This is a genomic window from Aminobacter sp. BE322 (assembly GCF_050433525.1).
Classification (GTDB): domain Bacteria; phylum Pseudomonadota; class Alphaproteobacteria; order Rhizobiales; family Rhizobiaceae; genus Aminobacter.
This window is the reverse complement of the sequence record NZ_JBNPXB010000001.1, coordinates 375472-394083: the sequence shown is the minus strand read 5'-3', so window position 1 is coordinate 394083 and position 18612 is coordinate 375472. Positions and strand designations below refer to the sequence as shown.

Annotated in this window: 20 protein-coding genes, 1 tRNA gene and 1 riboswitch; of the genes, 14 read left to right on the top strand and 7 right to left on the bottom strand. The window is 65.5% G+C overall.

Translation table 11 applies throughout. The annotated features are described in order from the left end of the window. The first annotated feature begins 420 nt into the window (after positions 1-420). Genes proS through J2X50_RS01915 form a run of 3 tightly spaced genes read left to right on the top strand, consistent with a single transcriptional unit; the run spans position 421 to position 3715 of the window. Positions 421-1749 (top strand): proline--tRNA ligase, encoded by a 1329-nt coding sequence (gene proS, locus J2X50_RS01925; RefSeq protein WP_429090984.1) that lies wholly within the window; start codon positions 421-423, stop codon positions 1747-1749. Then, complete coding sequence (locus J2X50_RS01920; RefSeq protein WP_429090982.1) at positions 1746-3032, top strand: lipoprotein-releasing ABC transporter permease subunit; 1287 nt, start codon at positions 1746-1748, stop codon at positions 3030-3032. The genes proS and J2X50_RS01920 overlap by 4 nt, the downstream gene beginning before the upstream one ends. After that, positions 3032-3715 (top strand): ABC transporter ATP-binding protein, encoded by a 684-nt coding sequence (locus tag J2X50_RS01915; RefSeq protein ID WP_429090980.1) that lies wholly within the window; start codon positions 3032-3034, stop codon positions 3713-3715. Before J2X50_RS01920 ends, J2X50_RS01915 begins: the two co-directional genes overlap by 1 nt. 475 nt (positions 3716-4190) lie before the next feature. Here J2X50_RS01915 and lipB read toward each other — a convergent pair whose 3' ends face one another. Beyond that, complete coding sequence (gene lipB, locus J2X50_RS01910; protein ID WP_429090979.1) at positions 4191-4931, bottom strand: lipoyl(octanoyl) transferase LipB; 741 nt, start codon at positions 4929-4931, stop codon at positions 4191-4193. 207 nt (positions 4932-5138) lie between these two features. On the opposite strand from lipB, the gene J2X50_RS01905 reads away from it, so the two are divergent. Continuing rightward, positions 5139-5223 (top strand) — tRNA-Leu (locus J2X50_RS01905). Positions 5224-5444: 221 nt separating this feature from the next. On the opposite strand, the gene J2X50_RS01900 is transcribed toward J2X50_RS01905, so the two are convergent. Then, entirely contained in the window at positions 5445-7721 is a 2277-nt protein-coding gene (locus tag J2X50_RS01900; protein ID WP_429090977.1) for a heavy metal translocating P-type ATPase, read from the bottom strand. Positions 7722-7792: 71 nt separating this feature from the next. Here J2X50_RS01900 and J2X50_RS01895 point away from each other — a divergent pair, with 71 nt between their 5' ends. From J2X50_RS01895 to J2X50_RS01885, 3 genes are all read left to right on the top strand, one after another. Then, on the top strand, positions 7793-8215 hold the full coding sequence (locus J2X50_RS01895; RefSeq protein WP_429090975.1) for a MerR family transcriptional regulator: 423 nt from the start codon (positions 7793-7795) through the stop codon (positions 8213-8215). 128 nt (positions 8216-8343) lie between these two features. Further along, the gene (mgtE, locus tag J2X50_RS01890) at positions 8344-9771 is read left to right on the top strand and encodes a magnesium transporter (RefSeq protein ID WP_429090973.1); all 1428 of its coding nucleotides are present in this window, start codon (positions 8344-8346) and stop codon (positions 9769-9771) included. Positions 9772-9924: 153 nt separating this feature from the next. Next, positions 9925-10311: a MerR family transcriptional regulator gene (locus tag J2X50_RS01885; protein ID WP_340038876.1), complete on the top strand. Its 387-nt coding sequence runs from the start codon at positions 9925-9927 to the stop codon at positions 10309-10311. 30 nt (positions 10312-10341) lie between these two features. On the opposite strand, the gene J2X50_RS01880 is transcribed toward J2X50_RS01885, so the two are convergent. Genes J2X50_RS01880 through J2X50_RS01870 form a run of 3 tightly spaced genes read right to left on the bottom strand, consistent with a single transcriptional unit; the run spans position 10342 to position 12227 of the window. Next, positions 10342-10818: a methyltransferase family protein gene (locus J2X50_RS01880; RefSeq protein ID WP_429090972.1), complete on the bottom strand. Its 477-nt coding sequence runs from the start codon at positions 10816-10818 to the stop codon at positions 10342-10344. Next, the gene (locus J2X50_RS01875) at positions 10815-11813 is read right to left on the bottom strand and encodes a heparan-alpha-glucosaminide N-acetyltransferase (RefSeq protein ID WP_429090971.1); all 999 of its coding nucleotides are present in this window, start codon (positions 11811-11813) and stop codon (positions 10815-10817) included. The genes J2X50_RS01880 and J2X50_RS01875 overlap by 4 nt, the downstream gene beginning before the upstream one ends. 54 nt (positions 11814-11867) lie before the next feature. Then, entirely contained in the window at positions 11868-12227 is a 360-nt protein-coding gene (locus tag J2X50_RS01870; RefSeq protein ID WP_429090969.1) for a hypothetical protein, read from the bottom strand. Between J2X50_RS01870 and J2X50_RS01865 the strand changes: the two genes are divergently transcribed. The 5 genes from J2X50_RS01865 to cobO all read left to right on the top strand — a co-directional run bounded on the left by J2X50_RS01865 (position 12192) and on the right by cobO (position 15244). Beyond that, entirely contained in the window at positions 12192-12866 is a 675-nt protein-coding gene (locus J2X50_RS01865; RefSeq protein ID WP_429090968.1) for a gamma-glutamylcyclotransferase, read from the top strand. The genes J2X50_RS01870 and J2X50_RS01865 overlap by 36 nt on opposite strands. Before the next feature lie 67 nt (positions 12867-12933). Beyond that, positions 12934-13127, top strand: a riboswitch (cobalamin riboswitch). A gap of 36 nt (positions 13128-13163) precedes the next feature. Next, positions 13164-13343 carry a CbtB domain-containing protein gene (locus J2X50_RS01860; protein ID WP_340038881.1) on the top strand — a complete coding sequence of 60 codons (180 nt, stop codon included), beginning with the start codon at positions 13164-13166 and terminating at the stop codon, positions 13341-13343. Positions 13344-13358: 15 nt separating this feature from the next. After that, positions 13359-14123, top strand: coding sequence for a CbtA family protein (locus J2X50_RS01855; protein ID WP_429090967.1), 765 nt, complete (start codon positions 13359-13361; stop codon positions 14121-14123). Continuing rightward, entirely contained in the window at positions 14116-14625 is a 510-nt protein-coding gene (gene cobU / locus J2X50_RS01850; protein WP_429090966.1) for a bifunctional adenosylcobinamide kinase/adenosylcobinamide-phosphate guanylyltransferase, read from the top strand. Before J2X50_RS01855 ends, cobU begins: the two co-directional genes overlap by 8 nt. 1 nt (position 14626) lies before the next feature. After that, the gene (cobO, locus tag J2X50_RS01845) at positions 14627-15244 is read left to right on the top strand and encodes a cob(I)yrinic acid a,c-diamide adenosyltransferase (protein WP_429090965.1); all 618 of its coding nucleotides are present in this window, start codon (positions 14627-14629) and stop codon (positions 15242-15244) included. A gap of 13 nt (positions 15245-15257) precedes the next feature. On the opposite strand, the gene cbiB is transcribed toward cobO, so the two are convergent. After that, the gene (gene cbiB, locus J2X50_RS01840) at positions 15258-16223 is read right to left on the bottom strand and encodes an adenosylcobinamide-phosphate synthase CbiB (RefSeq protein WP_429090963.1); all 966 of its coding nucleotides are present in this window, start codon (positions 16221-16223) and stop codon (positions 15258-15260) included. Here cbiB and cobD point away from each other — a divergent pair. Both cobD and J2X50_RS01830 read left to right on the top strand, forming a co-directional pair. Next, a complete protein-coding gene (cobD, locus tag J2X50_RS01835) occupies positions 16222-17268 on the top strand; it encodes a threonine-phosphate decarboxylase CobD (RefSeq protein WP_429090961.1) in 1047 nt (348 codons plus the stop codon). The two genes, cbiB and cobD, sit on opposite strands and share 2 nt — an antisense overlap. Beyond that, on the top strand, positions 17265-17780 hold the full coding sequence (locus J2X50_RS01830) for a tyrosine phosphatase family protein (protein ID WP_429090959.1): 516 nt from the start codon (positions 17265-17267) through the stop codon (positions 17778-17780). The genes cobD and J2X50_RS01830 overlap by 4 nt, the downstream gene beginning before the upstream one ends. On the opposite strand, the gene J2X50_RS01825 is transcribed toward J2X50_RS01830, so the two are convergent. After that, positions 17777-18574 carry a creatininase family protein gene (locus J2X50_RS01825; RefSeq protein WP_429090957.1) on the bottom strand — a complete coding sequence of 266 codons (798 nt, stop codon included), beginning with the start codon at positions 18572-18574 and terminating at the stop codon, positions 17777-17779. The two genes, J2X50_RS01830 and J2X50_RS01825, sit on opposite strands and share 4 nt — an antisense overlap. Positions 18575-18612: the final 38 nt, after the last annotated feature.

Genomic DNA, 18612 nt, shown 5'->3' with positions numbered 1-18612 from the left:
GGAAGTTGGGCTAAGCTGATGTTCGGGCAAAAAAAATGCAAGGCGCGAGGCCTTGCAATTTAAACGCGTCCGATCTGCTTTCCGGTATCCGGCGGCAGCGAGTTACCGCGCCTAGATCGCATCCTCCCAAGACTTTGACCGCGTAGGAGAGCGGATTTTTTCTCCGCCCTCTCGGTTATCGGGGCACATTAGACCAAGCGGAAATGAATTGTCACGCGGAATTTTGCTTCCGTAAGAGCAATCCTATGCTGCGTTGCACAATTATCGGGCAGTCGTTGCCAGGCAAACAATCAGGGCATTCTGACGCGATGGGAAGCTGAGTGCGCGGGTTTCCATTCGGCCATGAAATGGCTATGAAGCGCGTTCAAGCAAGCCTCACCAATCTGCCGATTCCGGCACTTTCGCTTCATGGAACACTCGATGCGTCTGTCGCGCTATTTCCTGCCTATCCTGAAAGAGAATCCTCGCGAGGCGGAAATCGTTTCGCACCGGCTGATGCTGCGGGCGGGCATGATCAGGCAACAGGCCGCGGGCAGCTTCTCGTGGCTACCGCTCGGCAAGCGCGTGCTGGACAAGGTCTGCCGCATCGTGCGCGAGGAGCAGGACCGGGCAGGGGCGCTGGAAATCCTCATGCCGACCATCCAGTCCGCCGACCTGTGGCGCGAGAGCGGGCGCTACGACGACTACGGCAAGGAAATGCTGCGCATCAAGGACAGGCACGAGCGCGACATGCTGTTCGGCCCGACCAACGAGGAGATGGTGACGGAGATCTTCCGGTCCTACGTCAAGTCCTACAAGGACCTGCCGCTCAACCTCTACCACATCCAGTGGAAGTTCCGTGACGAGGTGCGTCCGCGCTTCGGCGTGATGCGCAGCCGCGAGTTCCTGATGAAGGATGCCTATTCGTTCGACCTCGACTACGAGGGCGCGAAGGCGGCCTACAACCGGATGTTCGTCTCCTACCTGCGCACCTTCACGCGCATGGGCCTGCAGGCGATCCCGATGCGCGCCGACACCGGCCCGATCGGCGGCGACCTCAGCCATGAATTCATCATCCTGGCCGATACCGGCGAGAGCCAGGTGTTCTGCCACCGCGACTTCCTCAGCCTGCCGGTACCGGGCGCTGAGACCAATTTCGGCGACGACGCCCAGATCGGCGGCATCGTCAAGGAATGGACGACGCCCTATGCGGCGACCGAGGAGATGCACGACGAGGCGGCGTGGGCCAAGGTGCCGGAAGGCGACAGGCTGTCGGCGCGCGGCATCGAGGTCGGCCACATCTTCCACTTCGGCGAGAAATACTCGAAGCCGATGGGCGCCAAGGTGACCGGCCCCGACGGCAAGGACCACTTCGTGTCGATGGGTTCCTACGGCATCGGCCCGAGCCGCCTGATCGCGGCGATCATCGAGGCGAGCCATGACGAGAACGGCATCATCTGGCCGGAGGCGGTGGCGCCGTTCGACATCGGCCTGATCAACATGAAGGTTGGTGACGGCGACTGCGACCGCATTTGCGGCGAGCTTTACGAAGCCTTCGCCAAGGCGGGCAAGGACGTGCTCTACGACGATACCGACCAGCGCGCGGGCGGCAAGTTCGCCACTGCCGACCTGATCGGCCTGCCGTGGCAGGTGATCGTCGGTCCGCGCGGGGCTGCAGCCGGCGAAGTCGAGATCAAGAACCGCAAGTCCGGCGAGCGCGAGACGCTGCCGGTGGCGCAGGCGCTGGCCAAGCTGGGCGCCGGCGCATGAACAAAGTGGCGGGGGCCAAGCCGTCCGGAGCGGGGCCGTTCTCGGTGTTCGAACGCATGGTGGCCTGGCGCTACCTGCGGGCGAAGCGCAAGGAGACGGTGATCTCGGTCATCGCCTCCATCTCCTTCCTCGGCATCATGCTGGGCGTCGCCACGCTGATCGTGGTGATGGCGGTGATGAACGGCTTCCGGGCCGAGTTGCTGACCCGCATCCTGGGTGTCAACGGCCACCTGATCGTGACGCCCGTCGACAATCCGCTCGAGGACTATGCAGCGGTCGCCGACCGCATCAACGGCGTGGCCGGTGTCAAATATGCCATTCCCCTCGTGGAAGGGCAGGTGCTGGCGCAAGGTGGCGTCGGCGGCGGCACGGGCGCGCTGGTGCGCGGTATCAGGGGTGATGACCTCGGCAAGGTGACGATCGTCGCCAACAACCTCAAGCAGGGCTCCATCGTCGGTTTCGACGGCAGCGAAGGCGTCGTCATCGGCAAGCGCATGGCCGACAGCATGGGTCTGGTGCTCGGCGAGAGCATCACGTTGATCTCGCCGGAAGGCGACGTCACGCCGCTGGGGACGACGCCGCGGGTCAAGTCGTACCCGATCGTCGGCATCTTCGAGGTCGGCATGTCGGAATACGACAGCTCGATCATCTTCATGCCGATCTCCGAGGCCCAGCTCTACTTCAAATCCGAGGGCAAGGCCGGGTCGATCGAGATCTATGTCGACGACCCGGACAATGTCGACGCGCTCCGGGCGAAGGTGGAGGAGGCGGCACAAAGGCCGATCTTCCTGACCGACTGGCGCCAACGCAACCAGACCTTCTTCTCGGCACTGCAGGTCGAGCGCAACGTCATGTTCATGATCCTCACGCTGATCGTGCTGGTGGCCGCGCTCAACATCATCTCGGGCCTGATCATGCTGGTGAAGGACAAGGGCCACGACATCGCGATCCTGCGCACGATGGGTGCCACGCGCGGGGCGATCATGCGCATATTCCTGATGACGGGCGCGGCCATCGGCGTGACAGGTACCGTCGCCGGCGTCGTCCTCGGCATCGTGATTTGCCTCAATGTCGAGCGTATCCGCCAGTTCTTCTCCTGGCTGTCGGGCACCGTGCTCTTCAATCCCGAGCTCTATTTCCTCAGCCAGCTGCCAGCCAAGATGGATGTGGGCGAGACCGTTTCCGTGGTGCTGATGGCGCTCGTGCTGTCGTTCATTGCAACGCTGTTCCCGGCCTGGCGTGCAGCGAGGCTCGATCCGGTCGAAGCGCTGAGGTACGAGTGATGGCCGCCCCCGTCATCGAGCTCAAGGGCGTCGAGCGCCACTACGAGCAGGGTTCGCGCCGGCTGACTATCCTCAGCGGCACCAATTTCGCGCTGAACCCCGGGGAAATGGTGGCGCTGGTAGCGCCGTCGGGCGCCGGCAAGTCGACGCTGCTGCATACCACAGGGCTGCTGGAGCGGCCGGACGGCGGCGACGTCATCGTCAATGGCCGCGCCTGCGGCCGGCTTTCGGACGACCAGCGCACCGCGATCCGGCGCAACGACATCGGCTTCGTCTACCAGTTCCATCATCTCCTGCCGGAATTCTCGGCGCTCGAGAACGTGATGATGCCGCAGCTGGTGAGAGGGCTGAAGCCGTCCGAGGCGAGCGCGAGGGCTGCCCAACTGCTCGACTACATGAAGATCGGCAAGCGTGCCCAGCACCGGCCGGCAGAGCTTTCCGGCGGCGAGCAGCAGCGGGTGGCGATTGCCCGCGCGGTTGCCAATGCGCCCCTGGTGCTGCTGGCGGACGAGCCGACGGGCAATCTCGACCCGGTCACGGCCGGATATGTGTTCGATGCGCTTTCGGCGCTGGTGCGGCAATCGGGCCTCGCAGCCCTGATTGCGACCCACAATCATGAACTCGCCGCACGCATGGATCGCCGGGTGACCTTGTCCGAAGGCAAGGTCGTGCCGCTGCGCTAGACGCTGTGCCGCTCGCGGTCGTGCCCGTCTGCCGCGTGGTGGACGGGCTTGGCCCTTCGACCTCTCCCTGTCGCCCAGATCCTGGCCATTTGACCGATCCTTTACGGATCGCGGGCGGCGCACGTCCACATAAATCCTTTGTTTACCCTCGATTCGCTGGCCGCAACTTGAAGCGGCCGGAGTGCAATGGCTCGCGTTGACATTTGAACAGAAATAGAACAAATTGAGAACATATTAAAAACAGGAGCGAGTTATGACCGATCTCATCCAGGATGTCGTCTCGATGGTCTGCATGAGCACCTTCCTCGTCACCATGGCGCTGTGGATCGGCGCGCTCTGAAGCAGGCGCCCGCCTGGAAACAAATCCGGGCTTGGAATGACGGGCGGCGGGGGATATCCCCGGCGCCCAATACGGGACGGTACGGCCGATCGCATTGTTCGGTAAGCCCTGCGGGCGGACGAACGCGGAAGCCTGTCAGGCAGTCTTGCGGATCGCGTCGTCGGTCGAGTTGGCCGGCCCGAAAATCTCCTCGAATGCGATCTTGAGCGCGACGTCGAGATCCTGCATCTGCACCGGAAGGCCGAGGTCGACCAGGCTGGTGACGCCGTGGTCGGTCACCCCGCACGGCACGATGCCGGAGAAATGGCCGAGGTCGGGTTCGACATTGATGGCGATGCCGTGGAAGCTCACCCAGCGCCGCAGGCGGATGCCGATTGCGGCGATCTTGTCCTCGGCGGGAGAGCCGTCGGGAAGGGCCGGGCGGTCGGGCCTGACGACCCAGACGCCGACGCGGTCCTCGCGCCGTTCGCCTTTCACGTTGAAGGCTGCGAGCGCCTCGATGATCCAGGCTTCGAGCGCAGCGACGAATGCGCGGACGTCCTCGCGCCGGCGCTTGAGGTCGAGCATGACGTAGGCCACGCGCTGGCCCGGGCCATGGTAGGTGTATTCGCCGCCGCGCCCGGACTTGAATACCGGGAAGCGATCCGGATCGACCAGGTCCTGTTCCTGGGCGCTGGTGCCCGCGGTGTATATCGGCGGGTGCTCGACGAGCCAGACCAGCTCGCCTGCGGTCCCCTGGCGAATCGCATCGGCCCGTTCCTCCATGAAGGCGAGTGCCCGATCGTAGGGCGTCAGCCCCGGTTCGATTCGCCACTCGACGGGGGGCGAGCCCGGCAAGGGCAGGAACGACGTGGCGATCTGGCTGCGTTCGGTCATCTTCAGCGTCCGTTGTTGCGCCAGATATGGCGGCTGATGCCGGAAACGTCCAGTGCGGAGCCTGCTGGCGGCGGCTTTGAGGCCAAGTTCACCGTCTTCCCCAAGGGCATGCAAGAATGATGGACGAATATCGTTCAGGACGCTTGTTTCCCCGGAAACGATTTGCTACATGCCGCGAGCCGGTTCGGACCGGCCCTTTCGTGACGTGCGGTCGTGGCGGAATTGGTAGACGCGCAGCGTTGAGGTCGCTGTGGGGCAACCCGTGGAAGTTCGAGTCTTCTCGACCGCACCAGTCACTCTCCGGTGACATTTCGCTTCGATGCGTGGCCGTGAGGCCACGATGAGAAACGGCTCGGAAATTGTTCGAGCCGTTGCGTTTTTCCGAAGATTTTCCAAGAGATTGTCGAGCGTTCCTGCCATTCAGGATCGCATTGTCCGCGTGGCTATACGCCTCGGCAGGAAAACGTCTGCCCGGAGCGGGAGGAGAGGCTCCGGGCAGGCTACGCCGGCTGCTCAGCGGCCGCGCCAGCCCAGCAGGCGCATGGCGTTGGCGGTGACGAGCACCGTGGCGCCGGTGTCGGCGAGGATCGCCGGCCACAGGCCGGTGAGGCCGGCAATCGTCGTCACCAGGAACACGGCCTTGAGGCCGAGCGCGATGGTGATGTTCTGGGCAATGTTGCCCATCACGGACTTGGACAGGGCAATCATGTCGGGGATGTCGGAAACCCGGCCGTGAAGGATGGCGGCGTCGGCTGTCTCGAGTGCCACGTCCGTGCCGCCGCCCATGGCGATGCCGAAGTCGGCGGCGGCCAGGGCGGGCGCGTCGTTGATGCCGTCGCCGACCTTGGCGACAACCTGACCCTTTTTCTGCAGTTCGCGCACGATGTTCTGCTTGTCGTCGGGGAGCAGGCCGGCGCGGACATCTATGCCGAGACCCTTGCCGATCGCCTGCCCGGTGGCCTCGTTGTCGCCGGTCAGCATCACGGTGGCGATGCCTTCCGACTTCAGCCTGGCCAAAGCGGCTATGGCATCGGGGCGCGGCTCGTCACGCATGGCAAGCAGGCCGGCCGCCTGGTCGTCGACCAAAAGCACCGAGACGGTCTTGCCGTCGGCATTGAAGGCGGCGATCCGCTGCTTCATCTCGGCCGACAGGGCGCCCAGTGCTTCGGCCGCATTCGGCGAGGCCAGGAAGACCTCTTCGCCGCCGACCTTTCCGGTCACGCCCTTGCCGGGGACCGCCTTGGCCGCGACCGCCGGCGGTATGGGCGTGCCGTCCGCCTTGGCACGGGCCAGGATGGCGAGCGCCAGCGGATGATTGGAGCCGGTTTCGAGCGCCGCGGCAAGCGAGAGCACCTTCGCCTCGGGGCGGCCGACGCTGACGATATCGGTGACCTTGGGCTTGCCTTCGGTCAGGGTTCCGGTCTTGTCGAGCGCCACCGTGGTGACGGAGCGCATCCCTTCGAGCACCGCGCCGCCCTTGAGCAGAAGCCCGCGGCGCGCACCCGCCGAAAGACCGGCGGCGATCGCAGCCGGGGTCGAGATCACCAGCGCGCACGGGCAGCCGATCAGAAGGATGGCTAGGCCCTTGTAGATCCATGCCGACCAATCGCCTCCGCCGACGAGCGGCGGCAGGATGGCGACCAGCGCGCCTACCACCAGCACCGCAGGCGTGTAGTAGGTCGAGAAGCGGTCGATGAAGCGTTCGGTCGGCGCCTTGCTCTCCTGCGCCTCTTCGACCAGCTTGATGACACGGGCGATGGTGTTGTCGGCCGCCGCAGCCGTCACCCTGACCTTGAGCACGGCATCGGTGTTGATCGTACCGGCGAAGATCGCGTCACCGACGGATTTCGATTTTGGAACGCTTTCGCCGGTCACCGGCGCTTCGTCGAGCGTGCTCGTGCCTTCGACGATCATGCCGTCGGCGGCGACGCGGTCGCCGGGTCGGATCAGAATGATGGAGCCGACCGCCAGCCCCTCCGCCGGTACCTCCCGGGTGGCGCCGCCTTCATCGAGCAGCGCGGTCTTGGGCACCAAGTCGGCAAGGCCCCGGATGCTGGCGCGCGCGCGCCGCGCGGCCACGCCCTCCAGAAGCTCGCCGATCAGGAACAGCAGCACCACCATCGAGGCTTCCTCGGTGGCGCCGATGAAGACCGCGCCGACCGCGGCGATGGTCATCAGCGTTTCGATCGAGAACGGCGTGCCGGTCCGGGCCGCGACAAGGGCACGGCGCGCCACCGGAACGAGACCGACCGCGAGCGCCACCAGGAAGGCCCAGTGGCCAAGCTGCGGCACGAACTGCCCGATTGCATAGGCGGCGATGAGGGCCGCGCCGCAGGCGATCGTCAGCTTCGCCTTGCGCGACGACCACCAGGGGCCCTCATCGAGGTCGAAATGGGCGTGGCCCGTCGTTTCGTCCGCCGTGCCATCGCCATGGGCGTGGCCGGCCGACGTGCCATGGTCGTGCCCGGAATGATCGTGGCCGGCATGGTCATGGGCACCGTGATCGTGGCTGCAGCTCGGCCTATGCACATGCTTGTTCGAGCTACCTTCGTTCGGCCGTGCTGCGCCGAGCTCCGCGACCGTGTAGCCCAGTGCCTTGACCTGCCGGGAAATCTCCGCCGAGGGAGCCTGGCCCTTGTGGGAGACGGTCATGGTGCCGGCTGAAACCGAAATGCCGACTTCGGTGATGCCGGGCAGGCGGTTTACTGCGTTCTCGATCTTGGTGGCGCAGGAGGCGCAATCCATGCCGCCGACGCGGAAACGCGTCTTGGCGATGCTGGCATCGTTCATAATCGGTCCTTTCATCCTATATGAAGCGATGCTAGAATCTCTAGTCACTATAGGATCAAGAGGAATTTGCGATGAATTTGCCCATTGGCGAGCTGGCGCGGCGCACCGGAGTCAAGGTGCCGACGATCCGCTTCTACGAGCAGATCGGGCTGATCGACGCGCCGCCGCGCACCGAAGGCAACCAAAGACGCTACGGCAAGACCGAGGTCGACCGGCTGAACTTCATCCGCCATGCCCGCGAACTCGGCTTCGAAGTCGACCACATCCGCGAATTGCTGGCGATGTCGCAGGAGCCGCAGGCCTCGTGTCACCAGGCCGACAGCATCGCCAAGTCGCATCTGCGCGAAGTCGACAGGCGCATCGAGAAGCTTCAGGCGCTGCGGGTGGAGCTTGCCCGCATGGTCGACGAATGCGGCCACGGCCGCATCTGCGACTGCCGCATCATCGAGGTCCTCGCCGACCACAGCCAGTGTACGGCAGAGCATGTGTCCTGATTGAGACAGGGCTGAAACCGGCTGTGGCCGCCGCTCCTCTCAAGGCGCATTTCATTTGATATTCCGGCCCTTTGCGGTCTAGGGATAACCCACCTCGAATCCCGAAAATCCGCAGACGGGAAGCGCCGATGGAAGCCCAGCAAGACCAGATGCACGGCGCTGACGCCGAGGCCACCGGCGCCGAGATCTACGGCGAGGACGGGGCAATCCTTCACTCGTTCCTAGCCCATATCGGGGCTGCGATCGCCGATCGCGACACGCTGACGCTGAAGCGCGACGCCGCCGGACTGCACCAGTCCGAGCTCGGCGATCTTCTCGAGGCGCTGCTTCCGGAACAGCGCCTGGCGCTCGTGGAACTCATGGGCTCCGACTTCGACTTCTCGGCGCTGACCGAGGTCGACGAGGCGATCCGCCTCGACATCGTCGACAATCTGCCGAACGAGCAGATCGCGCAGGCCGTGCAGGAGCTCGATTCCGACGACGCGGTCTACATTCTCGAAGATCTCGACGCCGAGGATCAGAACGAGATCCTGGCGCAACTGCCGTTCACGGAACGCATCCGGCTGCGCCGCTCGCTCGACTATCCAGAAGAATCGGCGGGTCGGCGCATGCAGACCGAGTTCGTCGCCGTGCCGCCTTTCTGGACCATCGGCCAGACCATCGACTACCTGCGCGACGACAAGGAGCTTCCCGACCGCTTCAGCCAGGTCTTCGTCATCGATCCGACCTTCAAGCTGCTTGGCGCGATGGATCTCGACCAGATCCTGCGCAACAAGCGCGCGGTGAAGATCGAGGAGGTGATGCACGAGACGCGCCACGCCATCCCGGCGACGATGGACCAGGAGGAGGAGGCGCGCGAGTTCGAGCAGTACGACCTCTTGTCTGCCGCCGTCGTCGACGAGAACGAGCGCCTGGTCGGCGTGCTCACCATCGACGACGTCGTCGACGTCATCCAGCAGGAAGCCGAAGAGGACCTGCTGCGCATGGGCGGCGTCGGCGACGAGGAGCTGTCGGACACGGTGGCAGCGACGTCGCGCTCGCGTGTCCCGTGGCTTTTGGTCAATCTCGGCACCGCCTTCGTCTCGGCTTCGGTCATCAGCATGTTCGGCGCCACGATCGAGGAGATGGTGGCGCTCGCCGCGCTGATGCCGATCGTGGCTTCGCTGGGCGGCAATGCCGGCACACAGACGATGACGGTGACCGTGCGTGCGCTCGCCACCCGCGACCTCGACATCTACAATGCCGGTCGCGTCATCCGCCGAGAAGTAATGGTCGGGCTTCTGAACGGTGCGGTCATCGCGTCGATCCTCGGGCTGGTGGCTGGCACGTGGTTCCAGAGCGTCGACCTCGGCTTCGTCATCGCCACCGCGATGATCCTCAACATGCTCGCCGCGGCGCTCGGCGGAATTCTCATTCCGCTGTTCCTGGACAAGCTGGGTGCGGACCCGGCCATCTCGTCATCCATCTTCACGACGATGATAACCGACGTCATCGGCTTTCTCGCCTTTCTCAGCCTCGCCACGTGGTGGCTGCACCTTGGCGCGCAGTCCGGCTAGGCGCGTCAATTGACTTTTACGTAAGTCGCGTGCGAGAATCACAGAGTCTAAGAATTTGCCCGGCTGCGCGGCCGTCTGCCGGCGCGTCCGCCCCGGCCAGCGCCCCGGCAATGTGAGGAGGCGGCGCGGCATGGCCCGCCGGGTGGAGTGGGAATGCGGGAATACTATTCGATCACGGAACTGACCCGCGAATTCGACATCTCGACGCGGACGTTGCGCTTCTATGAGGACGAGGGGCTCGTCTCGCCGGTTCGCCGCGGCAGGACGCGGCTGTTCCGGCCCTCGGACCGGCATCTCATCCGCCAGATCATGCGCGGCAAGCGACTCGGCTTCTCGATCAACGAGATCCGCGAGATCATCCAGATGTACAAGGAACCGCCCGGCGAGGTGGGGCAGCTGAAGCTGATGATCAAGCGGATCGAGGAGAAGCGCGAGGATCTGCGGCAGAAGCGGCGCGATCTGGAAGAGACGCTGGCCGAGCTGGATCAGGCGGAAGAGTCCTGTGTCGAGCGCCTGGTCGAACTCGGCGTCACCACCTGACGCCTGCTGCCGCAGGCGCCAGAGGCACGGTCAGATCCAGCGCCTGACCCTTTTCGCGTAGTCGATGTATTTCTTGCCGAAGCGGGTCTGGAGGTGCTTTTCCTCGCGCTCGATGGCGAGCTTCTGGGTCGCGAAGGCTGCGATCAGGGCCAGGGCGATGAACCAGATGCTCCCCGCGATCAGGCCGATGCCGATCATCATCAGCGTGTTGCCGAAATAGATCGGGTTGCGCGTCAGGGCGAAGGCGCCGTCCGTGACCAGATGGTCGGAAGCCTTGTCCGGCCTGATGGTCGTGTTGCCGCGCTTGAGCGCGCGCATCGCCGAAATCTCGATCGCCACGACCGCCACCACGGCAAGACCGCCGGCGGCGAACAATAGATCGGAAAGCGGCTCGGTGATCCACGGCAGCGGGAGGAACACTTCGAGCAGGATCGCGGCAGCGATCGCGGCAAGATAGATGATCGGCGGCCACGGCACCTTGTTGGGAGCGGCGGAACGATCTGTCATTGCACTCCTCCATTCTGCATTTCGCTGTCCGAGCGCGCCGTGCACATGGCCGTCGTCTCACGCACGCGGGTCGTCAGCGCCGCGCTCTGCTCACCAGCATAGAAGCGATCGAACGAATCGTCCTTCTGCAGGTCGTCGAGCACGCATGCACAGTAGCGCGCGCAGAATTCGGTGTCGCGGGTCTGCTCGCAGGACAGCTGGCAGGAACTGAGGAACGTCACCTCCCGGGTTTCGACCTGCGCGGGGAAAAATTGCGCAAAGGCCCAGACCAGCGAGATCAGCACCGGCTGGTGGATGAGATAGGCGGCGAGGCCGTGCCGTCCGACGAAGGTCAGCGGCCGCGACCATGCGCCTGCCTGCAGTGCCGCGAGCTTCTCGAACAGGCCGGCCCTCTGGGCAAGCCCGGCAACGCCGATGCCCGCCAGGACTGCGCCGAACCACGGGAACAGCGGCACGTAGTCGTTGGAACGGGGGACGACGGTCGACAGGCCGACCCACCACAGCGCCGGATGGTTGAAGATATCCGCGCGCAGGAACTGGGGCGCGGCGATGACCAGCACGGCGATGACCAGGGTCAGCAGGGGCGGCAGGCGCAGGAAGGCGAGTCCGAGTACGCTGGCGAGCGTGATCTGATGCAGGATGCCGAAGAAGATGAACGTGTTCGGCATGGCGAACCATGTCGCCACGGTGATGAGCAGCGCCGCAGCCGCCACCATGGCAAGGCGGCGCCAGTACCTGCCCCAGTGAAAGCCCTTGGTGTAGGCCATCACCAGGCTCACGCCGACCAGGAAGAGGAAGCTGGAGGCGATGGAGCGCGCGAATATCTTCCAGCCGCCATAGGCGGTCGTGCCCGGATCCATGTAGCCGAAGAACTCCAGATCCCAGGCAAGGTGGTAGATCGCCATGGCGACGAAGGCGACGCCACGGGCGATGTCGATTGTCGAGATGCGTTTCGAACGGGCCGGAGCCAGGTCGGCGGACAGTTGGATCGTCATGGATATCACTTTGCAGTCTGGAGCGTTCTTGCGCCAATGCAGTACTATAATGGTTTAAACTGGGCGGTAGTGAGTAGAGTTGCGGCCGATGCACAGAGTTTCAGCGAACCGCGCAGCAAACGCGGCCATCGCGATCGCTTCACGGATATTAAGGGGCCATGCCTGCGTAGGGCTGGTGTCCGAGGGGCAGCCCTTGGGTACCGCAACATCGGTGCCGGCAGATGCATGGTCGTTTTCGATTTTGACTTGTAAGACGGCGAAAATGGCCGCCATCTCGACGCCGTCGACCCAGACATCCACGGTCGTGCGATTGTGATTTCTCTCCAGAAGGGGATTGAATACCGGGTGGAGCGAGAGGTGATTATGACGGCGCGCATCATGTCGCTGACAGAGGAACTGGTGGCGCGCTGCCATCGCGACGTCTCCGACGAGGGGCCGGACCCTGCCGCGCAGCATCTCGACGAAGACGACTATGCAAGGATGATCGAGGAGACCTTGGCCAGCCGTCCGGACGACGGTCCGCTGTGGCTTTTCGCCTACGGGTCGCTGATCTGGAAGCCGGAGGTGGAGCACACCGAGGAGAAGGTGGCGCTGGCGCGCGGCTGGCATCGTTCATTCTGCGTCAACATGACCCGCTGGCGGGCCACCCAAGCCCAGCCCGGGCTCATGATGGCGATGGATCGGGGCGGCCAGTGCAAGGGCGTGGCGCTGCGGCTCATGGATGGCGACCGCCGCCAGCAGCTGGACAAGCTGTTCCGTCGCGAGATGACGCTGAAGCCGTCGACCTACAAGCCGCGCTGGCTGAAGCTCGCCACAGCGGAGGGGCCGCTCGTCGCGCTCGGCTTCGTCGCCAACCGCAAGGGGCGCGCGTATGCCGGCGGCATTTCCGAGGACGAAGTGGTGGAGCGCATCGCCACGAGCTGCGGACACTGGGGCTCGGCCGCCGACTATCTCTACAATGTCGTGAAAAACCTCGAGCAGCGGGCAATCCACGACCGGCATCTGTGGCGCCTGCAGCATCTGGTCGCCGAGCGGATTGCGGCGAGAGCCTAGTGGGCCGACGCCGCATTCGCGCCTCCCGGCGTCGGAATTTGGTTTGCCGCTCCCGGCTTTTGTTTCTATAATTGCCGCCATCGTCGGTTCCGTTCGGAATCAAGAGGGAATGCGGTGAGGGCGTTTTTTGCCCGAAGCCGCGGCTGCCCCCGCAACTGTATGCGGTTAGCTCTCCCCAAAGGCCACTGAAGCTTGCTTCGGGAAGGCGGGGAAGGGTGTCGATCCGCAAGCCAGGAGACCTGCCGGCGACGGGAAATGAACTCTGTGCCCTCGGGTGGAGGGCGAAAGGACATCGACATGACGACTGTTTCTTCCGCGATCGGCGCCGGCGTTTCTGCTCAGTCGCGCAACATGCAGCTTGCCATGGCGGCGCTGCTCGGCCTGTTCTTCGTCGGTTTCCTCGGCTTCTCGCAGATGGAAGTGGTGCACAACGCCGCCCACGACTACCGCCACTCGATGGGCTTTCCCTGCCACTGACGAAGGCCTTCCGACATGTCTGTCTTTCGCAACGTCGTGTTCGTCGCGGCGATCAGCGGCCTATTGGCCGGCGTGATCCTGGCTGCGCTTCAGACCTATTCGACCGATCCGCTGATCTTCAAGGCAGAAACCTACGAGAACGCCGGCGGCCATGACCATCTCGCGGCGCCGGCCGCCGGGACCGAAATGTCCGCCCCGGCCGCCGACGCCCAAGCTGCGGCACCGCAGGAGCCCGAGGCGGAGGCCTGGGCGCCAGCCGACGGTATCGAGCGTTTCGCCTATTCGGCGCTCGCCAACGTGGTGAGCGGCGTGGCCTTCGCCCTGATCCTGGTCGCGGCCTCCGAGTTTGCCGGCGGCATCGCCAACTGGCGCCAGGGCGTGTTCTGGGGCTTTGCCGGCTTCGCCGTGTTCACGCTCGCGCCCGGCCTCGGATTGCCGCCGGAACTGCCGGCAATGCCGGCCGCCGATCTCGGCGACCGCCAGGTCTGGTGGACGCTCACGGTGCTCGCCACCGCCGCGGGCCTCGCGCTCATCGCATTCCGCAAGTCGCTGCCGCTCGCCATCCTGGGCGTCGCCCTGATCGTCGCGCCGCATGTCGTGGGCGCACCGCAGCCGGCGAGCCACGAGACGCCGATCCCGGCGGATCTGCACCGCAGTTTCGTCGTCGCCACCACGATATCCAACCTCGTGTTCTGGGTCGTCCTCGGTGCCGTTGCAGGCTTCGTGCGCGGCCGCTTCATGGGTGAGCGAGGCGAAGCGCTGCGCGGGCATCTTGCCTGAGAAGCTGACTTTCCTGCTCGGCGGGGCGCGCTCCGGCAAGAGCGCCCACGCCGAGCGCCTCGTGACCCAGCATCCCGCGCCGTGGACCTACATCGCCACGGCGCAAGCCTATGACCAGGAGATGCGCGAGCGCATCGACATCCATCGCGCCCGGCGCGGTGAGGGGTGGCATACGCTCGACGCGCCGCTGGATCTTACTGGCGCGCTCGGCGGCGTCCCGGACGGTGCGCCGGTGCTGGTCGATTGCCTGACGCTCTGGCTTTCCAACCACATGCTTGCGGACCATGACGTCGAGGCAGAGAGCGCGAGCCTCGCGGCGCTTCTGGCGCGGCCGCGCGGCCCGTGGTTCGTCGTCGCCAACGAGGTCGGCCTCGGCATCGTGCCGGACAATGCGCTTGGCCGCCGTTTCCGCGACGCGGCCGGACGGCTCAATCAACAGGTGGCGGCAGGTTCCGACGAGGTACTGTTCATGGTCGCCGGCCTGCCGATGAAGGTGAAATGACATGAAGACCATCGACGACCAGGAAGCCGAGCGGCACCGCGCCAAAATGGCCAAGCGCAAGGCGGTGCAGGACGCCGAGGTGGCAGGCAAGACCATCGTCGAGAAGGGCCTTTTGATCGTCAATACCGGTCCGGGCAAAGGCAAGTCGACGGCGGCCTTCGGGCTGGCGCTGCGCATGCTCGGCTACGGCCATCGGGTCGGGGTGGTGCAGTTCATCAAGGGTGCCTGGCACTCGGGCGAGCAGGACGCCTTCGCGGCCTTCGGCGACCGCGTCGTCTGGCACACGATGGGCGAGGGTTTCACCTGGGAGACCCAGGACATCAAGCGCGACGTCGCCGCCGCGGAAGCCGCATGGGCGAAGGCGCAGGAGCTGCTGGCCGATCCGAGCATCGCGCTCGTCGTGCTCGACGAGCTCAACATCGCGCTGCGCTACGACTACCTCGACCTCGACGCCGTGGTTGCAGCGCTCAAAAGCCGGCGCGAGGGGCTGCATGTCGTCGTCACCGGCCGCAACGCCAAGCCGGCGCTGGTGGAGGCGGCCGATCTCGTCACCGAAATGGGCGCGACCAAGCACCATTTCTCGGCGGGCGTGAAGGCGCAGAAGGGGATCGAGTTCTGACCATAGGGCCGTCTTAGAGCCAGAAAGCTAGTCCGACCAGTCCGATGGCGCCGACCAGTACAGCATCGGCGGTCCAATAGAGACGCAGGGCGGCACGGATGTCTGCGGCGTTGGCTTCGCGCCTGCCGCCGGCGCCCATGAAGGTGTCGTCGACCATCACCCCGCCATAGCTGCGCGGACCGGCGAGCGCCAGGCCGAGTGCGCCCGCCATGGCGGCTTCCGGCCAGCCGGCATTGGGCGAGCGGTGCTTCTTCGCATCGCGCCAGATCGCGTGCCAGGCCGCCTTCGGGTCGGCGCCGGGCACCACGAAGGCGGCGAGCACGATTGCCAAGGCCGTCAGGCGCGAGGCCGGCAGGTTGATGAGGTCGTCGAAGCGGGCGGCCGCCCAGCCGAAGGCCTCGTGGCGCGGCGTGCGGTGGCCGATCATCGAATCGGCGGTGTTGGCGGCCTTGTAGGCGGCACCGCCGGCAAAGCCGAGGACGGCCAGCCAGAAGGCCGGGGCGGTGATGCCGTCGGAAAAGTTCTCGGCGAGGCTTTCGATGGCGGCGCGGCTTACACCGGCCTCGTCGAGGCGTTCCGGGTCGCGTCCGACGATCTGGGAGACGGCCTTGCGGCCGGCGGCGAGGCCGCCGCCGTCGAGCGCGTCGGCCACGGCACGGACGTGGATGCCGAGGCTGCGCTGGGCGACGAGACTGCTCGCCGCGACCGCCGTCAAGAGAATGCCGAAGGGCAGGAGGCCGAAAAGGCGCTCGATGGCGAATGCGATGGCGGCGGGAACGGCGACGATGACGACGAGGGCTGCCACGCCCCAGATGCGGCGTATGGCGTCGGTATCGGTGGCGCGGTTGAGGCTCTTGTCGAGAAAGGATATCAGCTGTCCGATCCAGATGACCGGGTGGCCGAACTTGCGCACGAGCCGGTCCGGATAGCCGAGGCCGAGTTCAACCAGAAGCGACAGGAAGGCAAGCGGAAAAGACATGACGCTTCTTGCAGGACGAAGGACTGGGACGGTCGATCACGGCGGCAGCCTGGAGCGGGCGAGGGCGCTGTTTCCGGGAGCGCCCGAGCCGTTCGTCGACCTTTCGACCGGGATCAATCCGCACTCCTATCCGCTTTTCGACCTGCCCGCCACAGCCTTGTCACGCCTGCCTGAGCCTGGAAGGGCGCGCGATCTTTCGGCGGTGGCGGCGACGGCCTACGGCGCGCCGTCGGCAGCCAACGTCGTGCCGGCGCCGGGCACTCAGATTCTCTTGCCGCGCATCGCGTCGCTGGTGCCACCGGGCCGCGCCTTCGTGCTCGGCCCTACATATCAGGAGCATGCCCGAGCCGCCGCCATCGCCGGTCACGAGGTGGCCGAGGTCCGCGACTTCGCGCGCCTCGCCGATGCCAACCTCGCGGTCGTGGTCAACCCGAACAATCCTGACGGGCGGGTGGTCACGCGCCTGGAACTGCTCGGCCTTGCGGAGAAGATGCGAGCGAAGGGAGGGCTGCTCGTGGTCGACGAGGCCTTCATGGATGTCGGCCCCGGCGCTGAAAGCCTTGCCGGCGACGTCGACCAGGGTGGCATCATCGTCCTGCGCTCCTTCGGGAAGTTCTACGGGCTTGCAGGAATTCGGCTCGGCTTCGCGCTCGCTCATGGCTCGATCGCTGAACGGCTCGAGGAAGAGCTTGGCCCCTGGTCGGTGGCGGTGCCGGCGCTGGAATACGGCATCAAGGCGCTCTCCGACGGCGCCTGGCAGACGGACATGCGTGCGACACTCGCCCAGGCCGCGCATCGGCTCGACCAGGCGTTCGCGCGCGCAGGCGTGGTCACTACGGGAGGTACCTCGCTGTTCCGCCATGTCGATATCGCCGACTCTGCCGGGCTGTTCCGGGCGCTCGGCCGCGAGGGCATTCTCGTGCGCGCCTTCGCCGACCGGCCGACACAGCTGCGCTGCGGCTTGCCCGGACATGAGGTCGAGTGGCGGCGGCTCGACGTGGCGCTGGGCGACTGGGCCCAAGACCGCCAGGCGGTGCGAAGATGAGCAATTCGACGATCCATGTCTGCCCGCTGTCGAAAGTGGACGAAACCGTCCTTCGCGTCGGCGCCGGGCGGCTGATCTCGCTGCTTTCGGCCGGCACCGAGATGACGCGGCCGGGATCGCTCCGCGCCGAGGATCACCTGCTCTTGAACATGCATGACATCGCCGCGGAGCAGGACGGCATGACGCTGCCCGGCGAGATCCATGTGCGCCGGTTGCTGGATTTTGCGGAAAGCTGGAACCGGGCGCGGCCGCTGGCGATCAACTGCTATGCCGGCGTCAGCCGCTCGACGGCCTCCGCCTACATCATTGCGGCGGCGCTTGCGCCGTCGCGCGACGAGGCGGAACTCGCAGCACGCCTGCGGCGCCTGTCGCCGACCGCCACGCCCAATCCGCGGCTGATAGCGGTCGCCGACCAGATTCTCGGCCGCAATGGCCGGATGATCGCCGCGGTCGCCGCGATCGGCCGCGGCGCAGACTGTTTCGAGGGCGTGCCCTTCTGCCTGGAGATTTAGGGCAGCCAGTCGGAAAGCTTGGCCTTGCGGATGTCGTGCATCAGCCGAACGAAGCCCTCGGCCTGATGCTCGGCCGTCAGCCGGCCTTTTTCGGCCGTGGCGATCGCGGCATTGCCGACCACGCCATGCGGGTTGAGGTCGGAGGCGACCCAGGCGTAGGCGTGGGTGCCTGTCTGGCGCAGCAGCTCGAACGCCTCCTCGGCACGCGCGACGTTCGAGATGAAATTCTCGGCCTTGCTCATGTCGACAAGGTCGGGCCGGAAATGCAGCATCAGCGAGGTCTCGACGTCACCGCCATGGATGCCGTGGCGGTCCTCCAGCTCTGGATACATGCCGGCCGGCCGGCCGAAGCGCTGCCAGCTCGTCTTCACCGCGAGCATGTCGAAGCGCACGCGCATTTCGCGCGTGACGATGCCCATGATCTCCTCGTTGCCGCCGTGCGAATTGACGATCACGAACTTGCGGATGCCGGCACGTGCGATGGAGACGCCAAGTTCGGTCCAGGCCTCGATCAGGGTCGACGGCGGCAGGGTGATGGTGCCCGGCGCATGGACATGTTCATTCGACTTGCCGACTGCCTGGATCGGCAGAAAACGCACGTCGAGCTCGTCGGGCAGGCGCGCGATCACTTCGTCGAGCATGCCGGCCATGATGGTCGTGTCGGTCGAGACGGGCAGATGTGGTCCGTGCTGCTCGATCGCCGCGACCGGAAGCACCGCGATGGTGTTCTCGGGATCGATCGATGCGTATTCGGTGGTCCGGTAGTCGCCCCACCATCTTCTCTTGCCCGCCATCGTCCGATCCTCTTCCTCGATGCTGTTGACGATCTACG

What these genes read in the sequence shown, in the direction of transcription:
- proS (WP_429090984.1), top strand. Translation starts at nt 421, where the DNA reads ATGCGTCTGTCGCGCTATTTCCTGCCTATCCTGAAAGAGAATCCTCGC.
- J2X50_RS01920 (WP_429090982.1), top strand. Translation starts at nt 1,746, where the DNA reads ATGAACAAAGTGGCGGGGGCCAAGCCGTCCGGAGCGGGGCCGTTCTCG.
- J2X50_RS01915 (WP_429090980.1), top strand. Translation starts at nt 3,032, where the DNA reads ATGGCCGCCCCCGTCATCGAGCTCAAGGGCGTCGAGCGCCACTACGAG.
- lipB (WP_429090979.1), bottom strand. Translation starts at nt 4,931, where the DNA reads ATGACCGAACGCAGCCAGATCGCCACGTCGTTCCTGCCCTTGCCGGGC.
- J2X50_RS01900 (WP_429090977.1), bottom strand. Translation starts at nt 7,721, where the DNA reads ATGAACGATGCCAGCATCGCCAAGACGCGTTTCCGCGTCGGCGGCATG.
- J2X50_RS01895 (WP_429090975.1), top strand. Translation starts at nt 7,793, where the DNA reads ATGAATTTGCCCATTGGCGAGCTGGCGCGGCGCACCGGAGTCAAGGTG.
- mgtE (WP_429090973.1), top strand. Translation starts at nt 8,344, where the DNA reads ATGGAAGCCCAGCAAGACCAGATGCACGGCGCTGACGCCGAGGCCACC.
- J2X50_RS01885 (WP_340038876.1), top strand. Translation starts at nt 9,925, where the DNA reads ATGCGGGAATACTATTCGATCACGGAACTGACCCGCGAATTCGACATC.
- J2X50_RS01880 (WP_429090972.1), bottom strand. Translation starts at nt 10,818, where the DNA reads ATGACAGATCGTTCCGCCGCTCCCAACAAGGTGCCGTGGCCGCCGATC.
- J2X50_RS01875 (WP_429090971.1), bottom strand. Translation starts at nt 11,813, where the DNA reads ATGACGATCCAACTGTCCGCCGACCTGGCTCCGGCCCGTTCGAAACGC.
- J2X50_RS01865 (WP_429090968.1), top strand. Translation starts at nt 12,192, where the DNA reads ATGTCGCTGACAGAGGAACTGGTGGCGCGCTGCCATCGCGACGTCTCC.
- J2X50_RS01870 (WP_429090969.1), bottom strand. Translation starts at nt 12,227, where the DNA reads ATGGCAGCGCGCCACCAGTTCCTCTGTCAGCGACATGATGCGCGCCGT.
- J2X50_RS01860 (WP_340038881.1), top strand. Translation starts at nt 13,164, where the DNA reads ATGACGACTGTTTCTTCCGCGATCGGCGCCGGCGTTTCTGCTCAGTCG.
- J2X50_RS01855 (WP_429090967.1), top strand. Translation starts at nt 13,359, where the DNA reads ATGTCTGTCTTTCGCAACGTCGTGTTCGTCGCGGCGATCAGCGGCCTA.
- cobO (WP_429090965.1), top strand. Translation starts at nt 14,627, where the DNA reads ATGAAGACCATCGACGACCAGGAAGCCGAGCGGCACCGCGCCAAAATG.
- cobD (WP_429090961.1), top strand. Translation starts at nt 16,222, where the DNA reads ATGACGCTTCTTGCAGGACGAAGGACTGGGACGGTCGATCACGGCGGC.
- cbiB (WP_429090963.1), bottom strand. Translation starts at nt 16,223, where the DNA reads ATGTCTTTTCCGCTTGCCTTCCTGTCGCTTCTGGTTGAACTCGGCCTC.
- J2X50_RS01830 (WP_429090959.1), top strand. Translation starts at nt 17,265, where the DNA reads ATGAGCAATTCGACGATCCATGTCTGCCCGCTGTCGAAAGTGGACGAA.
- J2X50_RS01825 (WP_429090957.1), bottom strand. Translation starts at nt 18,574, where the DNA reads ATGGCGGGCAAGAGAAGATGGTGGGGCGACTACCGGACCACCGAATAC.